This window comes from uncultured Arthrobacter sp. (assembly GCF_902805515.1).
Classification (GTDB): Bacteria; Actinomycetota; Actinomycetes; order Actinomycetales; family Micrococcaceae; genus Arthrobacter_D.
Map to the genome: position 1 here is coordinate 1 of NZ_CADCTE010000058.1, position 13763 is coordinate 13763.

Below are 13763 nucleotides of genomic sequence, written 5' to 3' on the forward strand. Positions count from 1 at the left end.
CTCGGGGGTGGTGAAGGTTTCCTCGAGCCGCTCGCCGGACTCGTTGTTCATGTCCGCGGCGACGGCGACCGTCGCATTGCCCGGGCCGACCACCCGGTCCAGCATCGCCTGGACGGCGCCGGAGACGCGCTGTTCGTAGTTGGAGGCCTGCTTGTCGGAGGAGCCGGTGGCGCCGACGCCCACGGCGGACAGGACGGTGCCGCGCGAGTCGATGACGGCCACGTTCTTTGCCTGCATCCCCTCGAGGGAGGCCGAGGTCAGGTGGACGATGGCCTGCACCTGGTCGTCGCTGAGTTCGGCGGCGCTGCGGGTCTCGACGAACACGGATGCGGTGGGGTCGGCCTTCTCCTTGGTGAACACGGTGGCCTCGGGAATGGCCAGCTGCACGGAGGCGGTCTTGACCCCTTCCATCCCCTCGATGGTGGCGGCGAGTTCCCCTTCGAGGGCCCGCTTGTAGGTGACGGACTGCTGGAACTCGGAGGAGGTCACGCCCATGTCGTCGAGCAGCGAGTAGCCGCCGGTCGATTCTGAGGGAAGCCCCGCGGAGGCGGCCTTCAGCCGCTGGTCGTAGACGTTCGCCTCAGGCACGAGGATGGTGGAGCCGCCGCTGGTGATTTCGTAGGGCACCCCGTCGGTGCGCAGCTGCTCCACGATGATGCTTGCGTCCTCCGCCTGGAGCCCCGAGAACAGGGGGGTGTAGGCGGGCTTGGTGAGCCAGGAGGTGAGCAGAACGGAGCCGAGGACGAGGACGGCGACGCCGAGCAGGGCCAGGGTCTTCTGGGCCAGGGAGAATTCCTTCACGGTCCCGGCCACGCGCGACATCGAGGCTGGCAGGAGGGAGGCCATCAGGCCTGCATCCGCATGATCTCGTTGAACGCGTCGACGCCCTTGTTGCGGACGGCGGCGACGAGCTCAAGGGACACCGCGGCCCGCGTCGAGGCGATGGTGGCGTCGTGGATGTCGTCGAGGTTCCCGCTGGCGGCCTTCAGCGAGAGGGTGTCGGACGCGCCCGAGAGTGCCTGCACGTTGTCGACGGCGGCGGTCAGGACCGAGGCGAAGGCCGATCCGTCGGTCGAGGGGACCGGGGCGGTGGCGGGCACATAGCCGGTGGCGGTGATCGCCTCAACGGGGGTCAGCGGTGCGGGGGCCATCAGGACCTTCCAATCTGCAGTGCGGCTTCGTAGGTGGTTTTGGCGCGGTCGACGACGGCGGCGTTGGCCTCGTACCCGCGCTGGGCCATGATGAGCATCGACATCTGTTCGCCCATGTCGATGTCGGGGTAGCGGACGTAGCCGTTCTCGTCGGCCAGGGGGTGGTCGGGCTCGTGGACCATCCGCCCCTCGGCGTCGCCGAACTCCGCCCCGCGGACGAACACTCCGCCGACGCCGGCGCCTTCCTGCGCGACGATGTAGCGGGCCTGGAAGGCGGCGCCGTCGGTGCTGGTGGCCGTGTTGATGTTGGCGAGGTTGTCCGACACGGCATCGAGCCACTTGCGGTGCACGGTGAGGGAGGTCCCGGCGATGCCGATCGCGTCGAAGGTCATCAGTGGGTCCTCATCGCCGTGCGGACACTGTTGAAGGTTCCTTCCACGGCGCGCGCCGCGAACTGGTAGCGCAGCACCGTGTCGATATTCGAGAGGGTTTCGGTATCGAGGTTCACGTTGTTCCCATTCAGCTTCGTCGGCTCCAGCGACCGCTGCATCTCGCTCTGGGCTGCGCCGCTGCCGGCGCGGACGGAGGCGGTCAGGGCCTCTTCGAACCTGACGCGGCGGGCGGTGTAGCCGGGGGTGTTCACATTGGCGATGTTGCTCGCGATCGCCTTTTGACGCAGCGCCAGCCCGTCGAGCGCACTGTGAAGTCCCAGGGAGGTGATGGATTCGAACACGGCGGCCTGCCTTGAGGAGGAGGTGCAGGCCGGTCGACGGCCTGGGAGGGTGAGCAACGGCTGCTCACCAATACCTATCGGCGTCCGCTCGGGGTTGGTAAGGAAACTTCCCGAAGAACTCGGGTTCCGCCCGGGCACGACGCAGCCGCACCCGGAACCCCGACGCTGGACGGTGCCGCCGGTCCCTGACACCCTTGGAAACGTGGCAACCGAGGATGACGTGCGGCGCAAGTGCCTCTCCCTGCCGGGGGTGACCGAACGGTCGAGCTGGAACCAGCCGGCCTGGTTCGCGCGCACCCTGATCGCCCGGACATGGGCCGAGGGCGTGCTCACGGTTAAGACGCAGGAACGCGACGCGCTGCTCGCGGCCGATCCGGACACGTACTACATCACGCCGCATCACCGGCGTTCGCCCGAACTGGTCCTGGTCCGCCTCGCCCGCGTTGACGTCCCGGAGCTGGAGGAGCTGCTCGAGGAGTCCTACCGGATCGGGGGAGGCCGGCGCTCCTGATCCGCTGTCGGTGCCATCGTGCGGGCCTGCCTCCGCCGCTCCCGATCGGACCGCTCCCGGCGTCGGCGGCGCCCTGAAGGCACCTGCCGCACCCGAAAGCGACGCCCGAGCCGGATATTTCGGCCGCGCCCGTCGTTTCTTGGTCCGCTGGTCGCTTCGGGGTGCGCCGGTCGTCCGTGGCCGCGCCCCACGGCGTCGGTGGGTGACGCCGCCATCCGCACCCAGCAATGACGGCGGCGGCGCCCTGAAAGCGACTGCCGTACCCGATAGCGACGTCCGAGCCCGATATTTCTGGCGCGCCCGTCGTTTTGTGGTCCGCTGGTCGCTTTGGGGTGCGCCGGTCGGCCGTGGCCGCGCCCGACGTCGTCGGTGGCTGGCAACGCCATCCGCACCCAGCAACGACGACGTCCGCACCTGAGAGCGACTGCCGTAGCCAATAGCGACGCCCAGGCCCAATATTTCCGGCGCGCCCGTCGTTTTGTGGCGTGCTGGTCGCATCCGGCCGCGCTGGCCGCATCGGGCGGCACTAAAGGGGGAGGGCTCAGCCCGTGACGTCGAGGCTTCCCGTCCTGGCCAGATCGGCTGAGGCTGACTCGACGGCTCCGAGGTGGCGGGCCACCGTGGCCCGGGCCTGACCCAGTGCGGACAGGGCGGCCAGCTGGGCCTCGTTCACGTGGCGGGCATGCTCGCGGAGGTCAGCCGGTATCGGGCCCAGGCCCTGCGGCGGTTCCCAGGCTGCGATGGCGGGAGCGGGAAGCTGCGGGTCGGACGCGGCGCGCTGGGCCTCGAAGACGACGTCCTCGAGCTGGGCCAGCGCCGCGGTCCAGCCTGCTCGCCCCAGGGCGCCGGCCCCTTCGGCTCCCGCAGCGTCAGGCCACACCCAGGCTCCCGGCGGATCGGGCCGGATCCCAGGAGTTCTGGGCCGGCAGGGACGCCGAAGCCTCATGCCAGGCCTCGCGCAGCGGCTCGAGCAGGGCGATACACTCCCGGGTGGCCTTAATGTCGCGGTGCATATTGGCTGCCATCAGCGCGTTCGACACATAGGTGTAGAGCCCGAAAAGGTTCTCCGCGCCGTCCCACACGTCCTTCTTCAGGGACGATGACAGTTCGGCGATGATCTCCTGCGCGTGCAGCAGCTGCGCCGACGCGGCCTGCCAGCTCTCGGCCGCCTGCGCCTGTTCGGCACGGGCAAGGTCGAGCAGGAGCCGGTCGTAGAGCATGGTGAGCAGCCGGGCCGGTGTCGCGGAGAGGACCGATTCCCGCAGGTACTTCCGGCGCTGGTCGGTGGAGGTGTTCATCATCATTTCTTGTCACTTCCCTGGGTCGGCAGTGTGGCGAGCTGGGCGGTGAGCCAGCTGGACTGCGCGTTCATTGCCTGCATCGCCACTTCGAGCGCCGCGTAGGTGCTCTTCAGACGTGCCTCACGGGAGGCGAGCCGGATGTCCCAGTTCGCCACCTGGTCGTTGAGCTCCCGGACCTGGCCTTCGCCGCTGGTGATCTTCGAGGCGATCACGCCGCCGTACTTGTCCGAGGCCGTCTTCCCCGCCGCTTCGAGGCGCGAGCCGATGGTGCGCACCGCGTTGTCCACCGCCGCGGGGTCCTTCGCCAGGGCGGCCTTGAACTTGGCGGGGTCGAACTCCATGGTGCCGTTCTTGGTGATGCTGATGCCGTATTCGGACGGCGAGACACCGCCGATCGGGGCCGACGCCGCCGTGAGCAGGCTCTGGCCGATGCTCCGGACCGCGCTGTCGGTGGTGAACACGCCGAGGGTGGTGACCGGCTTGCCGTTCGCGTCGGGCGCGGTCGAGGTCTTCTGCTTGCTGGAAATGTAGGCGAGCACATCGTTGAGGCCCTTGACCAGTGCTTCGGCCTTGGCCGCGATGCCGTCGGCGTCCTGAGCGACGTTGATGGTGACCGGCGTGGCCGAGACCGCCGCAACGGTGACGGAGAGGCCGGTCTGCAGGTTCGCGAACGTGTTGGTGCCCGAGGTGATCGGCTGTTCCGCGGCCGTTCCCTTCCACAGGGTGATCTGGGCGTCCTGGGCCGACTGGATCTGGGTGAAGGTTCCTGCGGTCCCGGAGAGGGTGAAGGCCCCGGCCGCGCCGGTGGTCTTGGAGGTCAGCTGGAGCCGGTAGTTGCCGTCACCGGTGGAGACTTTGGTGGCGGTGACATTGGCGGTGGAGGCGTTGACGGCCTGAACGACGTCGTCGAGGCCCGTTGACGCGGCGGTGACGGTGACGGCGGTGCCGTTGGCGCCGGTGATGGTCAGGGAGGTGTCGGGCCACTGGGTGAGGGGGGCCGAGACCGAGCTCTGCTTGGTGGCGAGCCGGTCAATCGTGAAGTCCACGGAGCCGGCGGCGGCGCCGGTGCCTGCGGTGGCCGTGGCCGCGGTCGAGGTGGACGTGGCGGCGAACAGGGAAAGGGCGCCCGGCTTCGCGGCGGCCGTCGAGAGCGCGGTCAGATTGGCGATCCCGGTGTTGAGCGCCTTCAGGGCGTCGACGGTGGCCTGGGTGCGCACCGATTTGTTGTAGAGGATGTTCTGGGGGATGCGTTCGATGTCCATCATGGCCTTGATGAGCGCCGTCGTATCCAGCCCGCTGGCCAGCCCGTCCAGTGAAAGTCCCACGCGTGTTCTCCTCCGAAGCGTCGATCTTGGGATTGGGGGTAAACGGGAACCGCCGGCGGCGGCACAGGCGGGCTGGGATGCCCCGCCCGGCTGCCACCGGCGGCTCCGTTAGAAAGCAGTCGGTTTAGCCGAGGAGCTTCAGGACGCTCTGGGTGGACTGGTTCGCCTGGGCGAGCATTGAAACGCCGGCCTGGGAGAGGATGTTGGCCTTGGTGAACTTGACCATCTCCTCCGCCATGTCGGTGTCGCGGATGCGGGATTCGGCGGCGGCCAGGTTCTCCTTGGAGACCGCGAGGGACTTGCCCGCGGACTCGAGGCGGTTCTGGGAAGCACCCAGTTCCGAACGCTGTGCCGAGACGGCGGCGATCGCAACGTCCAGCGCGGCGACCGTGGTCGTCGCGCCGGCCGAGGTGGCGACGTCGAATCCGGTTGCCCCGGCGACGCTGGAGAAGACCGGGCCGGCGCCGTTGATGCTGGCGTTGGCGTCGCCGAGGTTCACCGAGATGGTGTTGTCGGCGGCACCGTCGGCGCCAACCTGCAGGCTGATGACACCGGCGGTTCCAGCGGTGCCGTCGAGGAGCTTGATGCCGTTGAAGTTGGTGGACGAGGTGATGCGGGCAAGTTCCTCACCGAGGGCATCGGCTTCGGTCTTGATCGCGGTGCGCGACGACGCGTTGTTCGAGTCGTTGCCGCCCTGGACAGCCAGGTCACGCATACGGTGCAGGATCGAGTGGACCTCGGTCAGTGCGCCTTCAGCGGTCTGGATGACGGAGATGCCGTCCTGGGCGTTGCGCTGGGCAACTCCGAGGCCCGAGACCTGCGAGCGCAGGCCCTCGGAGATGGACAGGCCGGCAGCGTCGTCGGCAGCACGGTTGATGCGGAGGCCGCTGGAGAGCTTCTCCAGGGACTTGCTCAGGTCGTTCTGCGTGTTGGACAGGGCGCGGAAAGCGTTGTTCGCCGCGGTGTTGGTATTGATCTGCATACCCATGATCTATTCCTCCATGAATTGTTGTGTAGCGTCGGGCCCATCCTTGGGCCTTACGCAGAGAACAATCGGCGGCTCCGGCGGCGGCGTTAGCAGAATGCGGAAAGTTTTTTTCGAAGCCCCCAATCCGGGCCCGACGGCGGCGCCGCACCTTACATCGGCCGGCATCCCGCCGATGGTTTCTACGTAAGGTGCGGCAGCAGGAAGCGACCGCTGAGCCAATCTAGGAGAGTCTTAGGCACTATGGGAATCCAGGAGCTATCAGCCCAGCTCTGGCATGAGCGTGAACTGCTTGAACTTCTGATGTTCAAGCTTGAGGAGGAGCAGCTCCTGCTCACGGCCGGGAAGACGCGCTGGCTGCAGCATGCCACCCGCGAGGTCGAGGGCGCCGTCGCCCTGCTGCGGGCCAGCGGCCTGGCCCGCGACGTCGAGGTGCTCAATGTCGCCGCCGAGTGGGGTGCCGGGGAGAACGCCACGCTGCGCGAACTGGTGCAGCACGCACCCGTTGGCCCCTGGGCGGACATCCTCTCGCGGCACCTGCAGGTAATGACGGAGCAGACCGAGCGCATTAAGGAGCTCCGGGACGCCAACGCCCAGTTCCTCCGCGCCGCGGCCCGGTCCACCCAGGAGGCCCTTGCCGGGCACCGTGCGGAGGCCGGCACCTACGATGCCCGCGGCATGACCGCCGGCGTCGACACGTCACGGCTGATCGACACGAGGGTATGAGGGAGGCGTCATGGGCAGCACATTCGGAGCACTGAACACCGCGCTGAGCGGACTGAACGCCGCACGCCAGGGCTCGGCCGTGACCGGCCAGAACATCGCCAACGCCGCCACCGAGGGGTACACCCGCCAGCGGGTCACCACCTCCCCGATGAGCCCGCCCGCGCGCGTCGGGCTCTTCTCCTCGGGCGTGACGCCGGGCCAGGGCGTGCAGGTCGACGGCATCCGCCGCCTGGGCGACATCTTCCTCGACGCCCGGGTCCGGGCGACCTCCGCCGACGCCGGGTTCGCCGGCGCGCGGGTCAAGGCCCTCGACGGGCTCGAAGGGATTCTGCAGGAACCCGGCAAGAACGGCACCTCCGCGGCGCTGCAGAAGTTCTGGACCTCGTGGCAGGACGTGGCCAACAACGCCGGGGCGCCGGCGCCCTCCGGGGTCCTGCTCGAGGAGGCCGGCGCCCTGGCCGCTAAGCTCGCCCACGGGTACACCCAGATCGAGGCGCAGTTCTCGACGGACCGGCGCCAACTGGACCTGCTCACCTCCGAGGTCAACGCCGCCGCCGTCCAGGTGGCCGAACTCAACGCCGGCATCCGGTCCGCCCTGAACGCCGGTGCCTCGGCGAACGAGCTGATCGACAAGCGCAACCTCCTGACCGCGGACATCGCCTCCCTCGTCGGCGGCACCGTCCGCCCCCTGGGCGACGGCACCGTCGAGGTGCTCGTCGGCGGGAACGTGCTCGTCTCGGGCGACTCCGCCAATGCCCTGCAGGTCAGCGGAGGCTACCGGCTCGAGGACGCTACCGCCTCCCCGGTCCAGGTTGAGTGGGCCCACCGGCCCGGCAGCGCGGTTCCGCTCGACGGCGGCAGGATCGGCGGGATGGTCTCGACGCTCGCCCCGGCCAACGGCAAGGCGGCCGGCGGCGACTTCGCCGAAGCCGCCGCCGCGTACGATGCCTTCGCGGTGCGCCTCGCCGAATCGGTCAACGCTGTGCACCGCGGGGGAGAGACGGCCGACGGCCGCACCGGCCTGGACTTCTTCCGGTTCGATCCGGCGCTGCCGGCGGCCAAGGGCCTTCGGGTCGCGGCGGCCTCCGCCGCGGACCTCGCCACGGGACGGCCCGGCGCCGGCGGGAAGGACGGCTCCAACGCGGATGCCATCTCCCAAATCCGCCATGCCGCCGACTCCCCGGACCGGATGTGGAGCGGCTTCGTCACGGCGCTGGCCGTCACAGCGCGCGCCGACAATCAGCGCGAGGACCTCGCAGGGGTGGCCGCCGCGTCGGCGCTCGGCCTTCAGCTGTCCCAGTCCTCGGTCGACATCGATGAGGAGAGCGTCAGCCTGCTCACCTACCAGCACGCCTACCAGGCGTCCTCCCGGGTGATCACGGCGATCGACGAAATGCTCGATGTCCTCATCAACCGCACCGGATTAGTAGGAAGGTAACCAATGCTCAGCCGCGTCACCAACACCACCATGACGAACACCGCCCAGCGCAACCTGCAGACCAGCATGCTGCGCCGGGCCGAGGCCCAGGAACACGCAATGACCCTGAAGCGGATCAGCAGGCCCTCCCAGGACCCCATGGCGGCGGCGGATTCGCTCCGGGTCAAGGCGGACCAGCAGTCGGCCGCCCAGTACACCCGGAACATCGACAACGGCAAGGGCTGGCTGACGGCGCTTGACTCCGCCCTGTCCAACACCAGCAAGCTGATGACGCGGGTGCGGGAGCTGACCATCCAGGGCGGCAACGAGACCCTCTCTCCGGCCGCGCGCAATGCGATCGCCGTCGAAATCGAGGGGCTGAAGCGGGATCTGCTCGGGCAGGCCAACACCCGGTTCCTTGGGCGCAGCGTCTTCGCGGGCAACTCCGATGCGGAGGCCGCGTTCACCGGCACCCCGCCGGTGTTCACCGGAGCCCCCGGCAGCACCGTCGAACGCCGGGTGGGGGAGGGGCAGACCATCCGGGTCGACGCCGACGGCGCCGCCGTGTTCGGCAACGGACCCGGCTCGGTCTTCGAACTGCTCGACGGGATCGCGGCGGACCTCCGCGCCGGCATCAGCACCTCGGCCCGCCTCGGTGCCGTCGACGCCCAGTTCAACCGCGTGTCGGCCGGCCAGGCCGAGATCGGGGCGCGGCATTCGCGCCTGCTGAACGCCGAAGACACCAACAAGATGCAGGTGGCGGCGCTCGAGGAGCAGCGCGCGGGCATCGAGGACCTCGACCTGGCGGAGATGCTCACCAACCTCAAGATCCAGGACCTGAGCTACCAGGGCGCCCTGAGCGTCACCTCGAAGGTGCTCTCGCCAACCCTCCTGGACTTCCTCCGATGAGCGCAGCCGTAAGCTTCACCGCTCCTCCGCCGGGCTTCGAACCCCACGTCGAGTTCACCCTCGCCGCCATCGACGGCGCCGACGGACTGTATTCGCTGACCGCGGCCGCCGACCGCGGGCTGCGGGTCTTCGTCGTGGATCCGGCGATCTACCTGCCGGAGTACCTTCCCCGGTTCTCGGCCGAACTCCTCGAGGCGATCGGCCTCGGGTCCGCGCAGGACCCGCAGGTGCTCGTGGTGGCCCGGCCCGGCGGGGAGGCCACGACCGTGAACCTCCTGGCACCGGTGCTGCTCAACCCCGAAACGGGACAGGGCTCCCAGGTGATCCTCAGCGACCAGCACTGGCCGGTCCAGGCCGAACTGCGCGCCTGACGCCCGGTCGCGTGGGAGGACCTCCGCCGGGGCCCTCCGCCCCGGAGGCGCTCAGGGGCGGAACACGATCCGCACCCGCGGCTCGGAGGCCGGGCCGCTGATGAAGGCGTCGACGGGAACCGGATCGAGGATCTCGCGGAAGCCCTCGGCATCGGCCTCGGGGGCGAGCGCGCCCGCCGCGGGCTCCGGGCGGCGGACCGCGCCGGAGCGGGCCGTGCTGGAGCGGGCCGTGCTGCCGAAGGTGGCGACACCCACCGGCTGGGAGATCAGCGCCGGGATGTTGGCGGTGAAACGGTCAAGGACATAGGTTCCGGTCCGGCTCTCGCCGGTGTGCGGGTCGATGTATTCGACCCGCACCGGAACGCGGATGTTGTTCCGGTCGCGGTCGAAGTGGGTCTGCGGGCGCACCGCGACCACCCGGCCCGACGCGCGGGTCCCCTTCCGCCGCGGAGCCGCCTGCTGCTGCGGGCGGGGCCGGCGCAGCAGCAGGGCCGTCCCTCCGGTGAGCAGGGCGAGGCCGGCGGCAATGGTGAGGGGAATCCAGATTTCCACCCGGCCATCCTAAACCGGCGCTGCGGCGGCTTTGCCCATTCCGCATTGCGGGGCGGCGCCCCCGGCTGCACACTGTAAGGGTCCTGAAGCACACTCGAGATGGGGAGCACGACATGGCCAGCAAAGTCTTCATCAACCTTCCGGTCACCGACGTGGAGAGGTCCAAGGCCTTCTACACCTCCCTGGGCTGGACTCTGAACCCGGCCTTCAGCGACGAGAAGGCCGGATCGCTCGAGGTCAGCGACAGCATCTACCTGATGATCCTCAGCCACGAGCACTACCGGCAGTTCACCGACAAGCAGATCGCCGACACCTCGGCGACATCGGCGGTCATCAACGCCCTGAGCGTCGATGACCCCGAAGAGGTCGACGCCTTCCTCGACCGGGCCCTGGCCGCCGGCGCCGTCGAGGGCAAACCGCAGGACTACGGCTTCATGCGCACGCGGACCTTCAGTGACCCGGACGGTCATGCCTGGGAGGTTTTCTGGATGGACCCGATCGCCTCGTCGGGTGACTGGGAGGCCGTGCAGGAGAAGTACCCGCAGGCCCCTCCGGTCCCGTCCTGAGCACCGCCGGCCAGGCTGCCGGACGCCCTGACGCCGGCCGGCCGGCGCACCGCAGGCCGGACCTGCTGCTTCTGGTGGTGCTTGGAGGTTCGCTGGGCACCCTCGCCCGCTACGGCCTCGACCTGCTCCTTCCCGCGCCCGGCGGGCTTCCCCTTGCCACCTTCCTCATCAACGTCTCGGGAGCATTCCTGCTCGGCTGGCTGCTTGAGCGCCTCGCCGCGGCCGGCCCCGACACCGGCCGGCTCCGGGCGGCGCGGCTGACCGCCGGCACCGGGTTCCTCGGCGGCTTCACCACCTACAGCGCACTCACCGTCGAGGCCGTGCTCCTGCTCGACGCGGGGCGGACGGCGCCGACCCTGCTCTACCTCGCCGCGACGCTCCTGCTCGGCGGGTGCGGCGAGGTCCCCCGGTTCGGGATGCCGGACCCGGTGTCGAAGGACGGGGAGGAGATCCTCGAGCTGTGGCAGGGCTCGTTCCTCGCCGCGCTCGGGGTCGGTGCGCTGGTGTGGGGCCTGATCGTGTGGGCCGCCATCCGCTACCGCAAGCGCAACGACGACCTCCCCAGCCAGACGTCGGAGAACATCCCGCTCGAGCTCTTCTACACGGCCGTCCCCCTGCTGATCGTGGTGGTCCTCTTCGGGTTCACCGTCGTGACCCAGCAGCGGGTGACGTCGCTCGAGGAGGACCCCGACGTGGTGGTGGAGGTCACGGCGTTCCAGTGGTCGTGGACGTTCGCCTACCCCGACGAGGGGGTGGAGGTCGCGAGCAACGGGTTCGAGCCGCCCGAGCTCGTCGTGCCGGTGGGCTCGGTCGTGCGCTTCGAGCTCGAGACGGTCGACGTCGTGCACAACTTCTGGGTCCCCGAGCTCCTCACGAAGCGCGACATCATCCCCGAGATCGACAACGAGATCGACGTGGAGGTCGTCCGCGCCGGGTCGTGGACGGGCCGCTGCGCCGAGTTCTGCGGGATCGAGCACTACGACATGCTGTTCACGTTCCGGGCGGTGGAGCCCGACGAGTACACGGCGTGGCTCGAGGACCGGCGGGCCGCCGGGGACGTCCTCGGCGCCGTGGAGGAGGAGGACGTGAACGAGGGGCTGGACGGGTGACCGCCGTCGCCGACCCGCCTGCAGCCGCGGTGGCGCCGCCGCCCGAGCCGCACGGCGACCCTCGGGCGACGGGGGTCCTCGCGTTCCTCACGACGACGGACCACAAGCGCATCGGCCTCGCCTACCTGGTCACCTCGTTCGCCTTCTTCCTGCTCGGCGGCGCGCTCGCCATGGTGATCCGGGCGGAGCTGGCCAGCCCCGGCCTCCAGGTCACCACGGCCACGCAGTACAACGAGCTGTTCACGATGCACGGCCTGATCATGATGTTCCTGTTCATCGGGCCGTTCGCGTTCGGCTTGGCGAACTACCTGGTGCCGCTCCACATCGGCGCACCGGACATGTCGTTCCCCCGGCTCAACGCGTTCAGCTACTGGCTGTACCTGGGCGGCGGCCTCACGCTCATCGCCGGGTTCCTCACCGCGAACGGGCCCGCAGCCACCGGGTGGACGCTCTACGCGCCGCTCAGCCTCGACACCTACAGCCCGAGCATCGGCGCCGACCTCGTGCTGCTCGGCCTCGTCCTCACTGGCTTCTCCGGCATCTTCACGGCCGTCAACGTGATCACCACCGTCTTCACGATGCGGGCCCCCGGGATGACGATGTTCCGCCTCCCGGTGTTCACCTGGAACATGGTCGTGGTCAGCCTGCTCGTGCTCACCGCCTTCCCGTTGCTCTCGGCTGCAGCTGCGCTCCTGTTCGTCGACCGGAACCTCGGTGGGCACGTCTTCGACCCCGCCCAGGGCGGCTCCGCCATCCTGTGGCAGCACCTGTTCTGGTTCTTCGGGCACCCGGAGGTCTACATCGTCGCCCTGCCGTTCTTCGGGGTGATCACCGAGGTGATCCCGGTGTTCAGCTGGCGCCCGGTGTTCGGCTACAAGGGCATCGTCTTCGCCACCCTCGCCATCGCCGCCCTCTCCGTCGGGGTCTGGGCGCACCACATGTTCACCACCGGGGCGGTGCTCCTCCCGTTCTTCAGCGGGCTGTCGTTCCTGATCGCGGTGCCCACGGGCGTGAAGTTCTTCAACTGGATCGGCACGATGTGGGCGGGCCGGATCACGTTCCAGACGCCGATGCTGTTCGTCTTCGGCTTCCTCGTGACGTTCCTGCTCGGCGGCCTGACGGGCGTGATGCTCGCCTCGCCCCCGCTCGACTTCCAGATGCACGACTCCTACTTCGTCGTGGCCCACATGCACTACGTCCTGTTCGGCGGGTCCGTCTTCGGCGTGTTCGCAGCGATCTACTTCTGGTTCCCGAAGTTCACCGGTCGGCTGCTCTCGGAGGGCTGGGGCCGGCTCCACTTCGCCACGGTGTTCATCGGGTTCCACCTGACCTTCTTCGTGCAGCACCTGCTCGGGATGCAGGGCATGGCCCGGCGGGTGGCCGACTACCGGACGGAGGACGGGTTCACGACGCTCAACGCCCTGTCCTCCGCAGGGGCGTTCCTCACCGGCATCTCGACGTTGTTCCTGCTCTGGAACGTCTACCGGTCGCTGCGCAAGGGCGAGCCTGCTGGGGACGACCCCTGGGGTGGGCACACCCTCGAGTGGGCGACCACGTCGCCGCCGCCGCCGACCAACTTCGAGCGTCCGCTCCCGCCCATCCGCTCGAACCGGCCTGTCTTCGACGCCCGCCACGGGCTGTACTCCTCGGACGTGGAGACGGCCGAGGCCGCCGGCGAAGAGCCGGTCGTGCGGTGAGGGAGGACGGCGCACCCGACAAGGCGGGTGGGCGGGTGGAAGCCCGGATCTTCCTCGGGATCGGGGCGGCGGTGCTCGGAATGACGGTGGTCTACGGGGCAACGGCGGACGAGCGGGCGGGGACGACGATGCTGCTGCTGACGGCCGGTCTCGGCGCGCTGACCGGCGCCTACCTCGCCCACCAGTCCCGCCGGGCTGCGGACCCTGCGGCCACCGGCGGCAACCGCGAGGTGCCGGAGGAGGCGTACCTGCCCCACGCCAGCATCTGGCCGCTCGGCGTCGGCGCCGGCTGCGTCGTCATGGCCAACGGCCTGGCGCTCGGGGCGTGGGCGCTCGTCCCTGGCGCCATGCTGACCGTCGCTTCGGTCTGGGGCTACGCCCGCCAGTCGCGCCGCCGCGACTGAGCCGCC

18 protein-coding genes are annotated in these 13763 nt (G+C 69.5%); 9 read left to right on the forward strand and 9 right to left on the reverse strand.

Annotation, left to right across the window (positions count from 1 at the left end):
• The 4 genes from fliF to flgB all read right to left on the reverse strand — a co-directional run.
• Window positions 1-846, reverse strand: an 846-nt coding sequence (fliF, locus tag QZX79_RS04735) for a flagellar basal-body MS-ring/collar protein FliF (RefSeq protein ID WP_294565359.1), incomplete at its 3' end; no start/stop codon positions are given.
• On the reverse strand, window positions 846-1151 hold the full coding sequence (gene fliE, locus QZX79_RS04740) for a flagellar hook-basal body complex protein FliE (RefSeq protein ID WP_120164898.1): 306 nt from the start codon (window positions 1149-1151) through the stop codon (window positions 846-848). The genes fliE and fliF, both read right to left, overlap by 1 nt.
• The gene (locus QZX79_RS04745) at window positions 1151-1543 is read right to left on the reverse strand and encodes a flagellar basal body rod protein FlgC (protein ID WP_294565364.1); all 393 of its coding nucleotides are present in this window, start codon (window positions 1541-1543) and stop codon (window positions 1151-1153) included. Before QZX79_RS04745 ends, fliE begins: the two co-directional genes overlap by 1 nt.
• Window positions 1543-1884, reverse strand: a complete 342-nt coding sequence (gene flgB, locus QZX79_RS04750) for a flagellar basal body rod protein FlgB (RefSeq protein WP_294565366.1) — start codon at window positions 1882-1884, stop codon at window positions 1543-1545. The genes QZX79_RS04745 and flgB overlap by 1 nt, the downstream gene beginning before the upstream one ends.
• A gap of 202 nt (window positions 1885-2086) precedes the next feature.
• Between flgB and QZX79_RS04755 the strand changes: the two genes are divergently transcribed.
• Window positions 2087-2395, forward strand: a complete 309-nt coding sequence (locus tag QZX79_RS04755; protein WP_294565369.1) for an MmcQ/YjbR family DNA-binding protein — start codon at window positions 2087-2089, stop codon at window positions 2393-2395.
• A gap of 541 nt (window positions 2396-2936) precedes the next feature.
• On the opposite strand, the gene QZX79_RS04760 is transcribed toward QZX79_RS04755, so the two are convergent.
• The 4 genes from QZX79_RS04760 to QZX79_RS04775 form a co-directional block, all read right to left on the reverse strand.
• On the reverse strand, window positions 2937-3275 hold the full coding sequence (locus QZX79_RS04760) for a hypothetical protein (protein WP_294565372.1): 339 nt from the start codon (window positions 3273-3275) through the stop codon (window positions 2937-2939).
• The gene (fliS, locus tag QZX79_RS04765; RefSeq protein ID WP_294565374.1) at window positions 3265-3693 is read right to left on the reverse strand and encodes a flagellar export chaperone FliS; all 429 of its coding nucleotides are present in this window, start codon (window positions 3691-3693) and stop codon (window positions 3265-3267) included. Before fliS ends, QZX79_RS04760 begins: the two co-directional genes overlap by 11 nt.
• Before the next feature lie 2 nt (window positions 3694-3695).
• Window positions 3696-5021, reverse strand: coding sequence for a flagellar filament capping protein FliD (gene fliD, locus QZX79_RS04770; RefSeq protein WP_294565377.1), 1326 nt, complete (start codon window positions 5019-5021; stop codon window positions 3696-3698).
• 124 nt (window positions 5022-5145) lie between these two features.
• Window positions 5146-6009: a flagellin gene (locus QZX79_RS04775; protein ID WP_201291322.1), complete on the reverse strand. Its 864-nt coding sequence runs from the start codon at window positions 6007-6009 to the stop codon at window positions 5146-5148.
• Between the two features lie 240 nt (window positions 6010-6249).
• On the opposite strand from QZX79_RS04775, the gene QZX79_RS04780 reads away from it, so the two are divergent.
• Genes QZX79_RS04780 through QZX79_RS04795 form a run of 4 tightly spaced genes read left to right on the forward strand, consistent with a single transcriptional unit; the run spans window position 6250 to window position 9429 of the window.
• Window positions 6250-6732, forward strand: coding sequence for a flagellar protein FlgN (locus QZX79_RS04780; RefSeq protein WP_159617565.1), 483 nt, complete (start codon window positions 6250-6252; stop codon window positions 6730-6732).
• Window positions 6733-6742: 10 nt separating this feature from the next.
• Window positions 6743-8170 (forward strand): flagellar hook-associated protein FlgK, encoded by a 1428-nt coding sequence (flgK, locus tag QZX79_RS04785; RefSeq protein WP_294565385.1) that lies wholly within the window; start codon window positions 6743-6745, stop codon window positions 8168-8170.
• Between the two features lie 3 nt (window positions 8171-8173).
• Window positions 8174-9058, forward strand: coding sequence for a flagellar hook-associated protein FlgL (flgL, locus tag QZX79_RS04790; protein WP_294565388.1), 885 nt, complete (start codon window positions 8174-8176; stop codon window positions 9056-9058).
• Window positions 9055-9429 (forward strand): flagellar assembly protein FliW, encoded by a 375-nt coding sequence (locus QZX79_RS04795; RefSeq protein ID WP_133404027.1) that lies wholly within the window; start codon window positions 9055-9057, stop codon window positions 9427-9429. Before flgL ends, QZX79_RS04795 begins: the two co-directional genes overlap by 4 nt.
• A gap of 51 nt (window positions 9430-9480) precedes the next feature.
• Here the strand turns inward: QZX79_RS04795 and QZX79_RS04800 are convergent, their stop codons facing one another.
• Window positions 9481-9981: a hypothetical protein gene (locus QZX79_RS04800; protein ID WP_294565393.1), complete on the reverse strand. Its 501-nt coding sequence runs from the start codon at window positions 9979-9981 to the stop codon at window positions 9481-9483.
• A gap of 113 nt (window positions 9982-10094) precedes the next feature.
• Between QZX79_RS04800 and QZX79_RS04805 the strand changes: the two genes are divergently transcribed.
• The 4 genes from QZX79_RS04805 to QZX79_RS04820 all read left to right on the forward strand — a co-directional run bounded on the left by QZX79_RS04805 (window position 10095) and on the right by QZX79_RS04820 (window position 13757).
• Window positions 10095-10547 carry a VOC family protein gene (locus QZX79_RS04805; protein ID WP_120164909.1) on the forward strand — a complete coding sequence of 151 codons (453 nt, stop codon included), beginning with the start codon at window positions 10095-10097 and terminating at the stop codon, window positions 10545-10547.
• A gap of 74 nt (window positions 10548-10621) precedes the next feature.
• Entirely contained in the window at window positions 10622-11656 is a 1035-nt protein-coding gene (coxB, locus tag QZX79_RS04810) for a cytochrome c oxidase subunit II (RefSeq protein ID WP_294565398.1), read from the forward strand.
• Between the two features lie 29 nt (window positions 11657-11685).
• Complete coding sequence (gene ctaD, locus QZX79_RS04815) at window positions 11686-13353, forward strand: cytochrome c oxidase subunit I (RefSeq protein WP_294565403.1); 1668 nt, start codon at window positions 11686-11688, stop codon at window positions 13351-13353.
• 35 nt (window positions 13354-13388) lie between these two features.
• The gene (locus QZX79_RS04820) at window positions 13389-13757 is read left to right on the forward strand and encodes a cytochrome c oxidase subunit 4 (RefSeq protein WP_294565400.1); all 369 of its coding nucleotides are present in this window, start codon (window positions 13389-13391) and stop codon (window positions 13755-13757) included.
• The last annotated feature ends 6 nt before the right edge of the window (window positions 13758-13763 follow it).

What these genes read in the sequence shown, in the direction of transcription:
- fliE (WP_120164898.1), bottom strand. Translation starts at nt 1,151, where the DNA reads ATGGCCCCCGCACCGCTGACCCCCGTTGAGGCGATCACCGCCACCGGC.
- QZX79_RS04745 (WP_294565364.1), bottom strand. Translation starts at nt 1,543, where the DNA reads ATGACCTTCGACGCGATCGGCATCGCCGGGACCTCCCTCACCGTGCAC.
- fliS (WP_294565374.1), bottom strand. Translation starts at nt 3,693, where the DNA reads ATGAACACCTCCACCGACCAGCGCCGGAAGTACCTGCGGGAATCGGTC.
- QZX79_RS04775 (WP_201291322.1), bottom strand. Translation starts at nt 6,009, where the DNA reads ATGGGTATGCAGATCAATACCAACACCGCGGCGAACAACGCTTTCCGC.
- QZX79_RS04780 (WP_159617565.1), top strand. Translation starts at nt 6,250, where the DNA reads ATGGGAATCCAGGAGCTATCAGCCCAGCTCTGGCATGAGCGTGAACTG.
- flgK (WP_294565385.1), top strand. Translation starts at nt 6,743, where the DNA reads ATGGGCAGCACATTCGGAGCACTGAACACCGCGCTGAGCGGACTGAAC.
- flgL (WP_294565388.1), top strand. Translation starts at nt 8,174, where the DNA reads ATGCTCAGCCGCGTCACCAACACCACCATGACGAACACCGCCCAGCGC.
- QZX79_RS04795 (WP_133404027.1), top strand. Translation starts at nt 9,055, where the DNA reads ATGAGCGCAGCCGTAAGCTTCACCGCTCCTCCGCCGGGCTTCGAACCC.
- QZX79_RS04805 (WP_120164909.1), top strand. Translation starts at nt 10,095, where the DNA reads ATGGCCAGCAAAGTCTTCATCAACCTTCCGGTCACCGACGTGGAGAGG.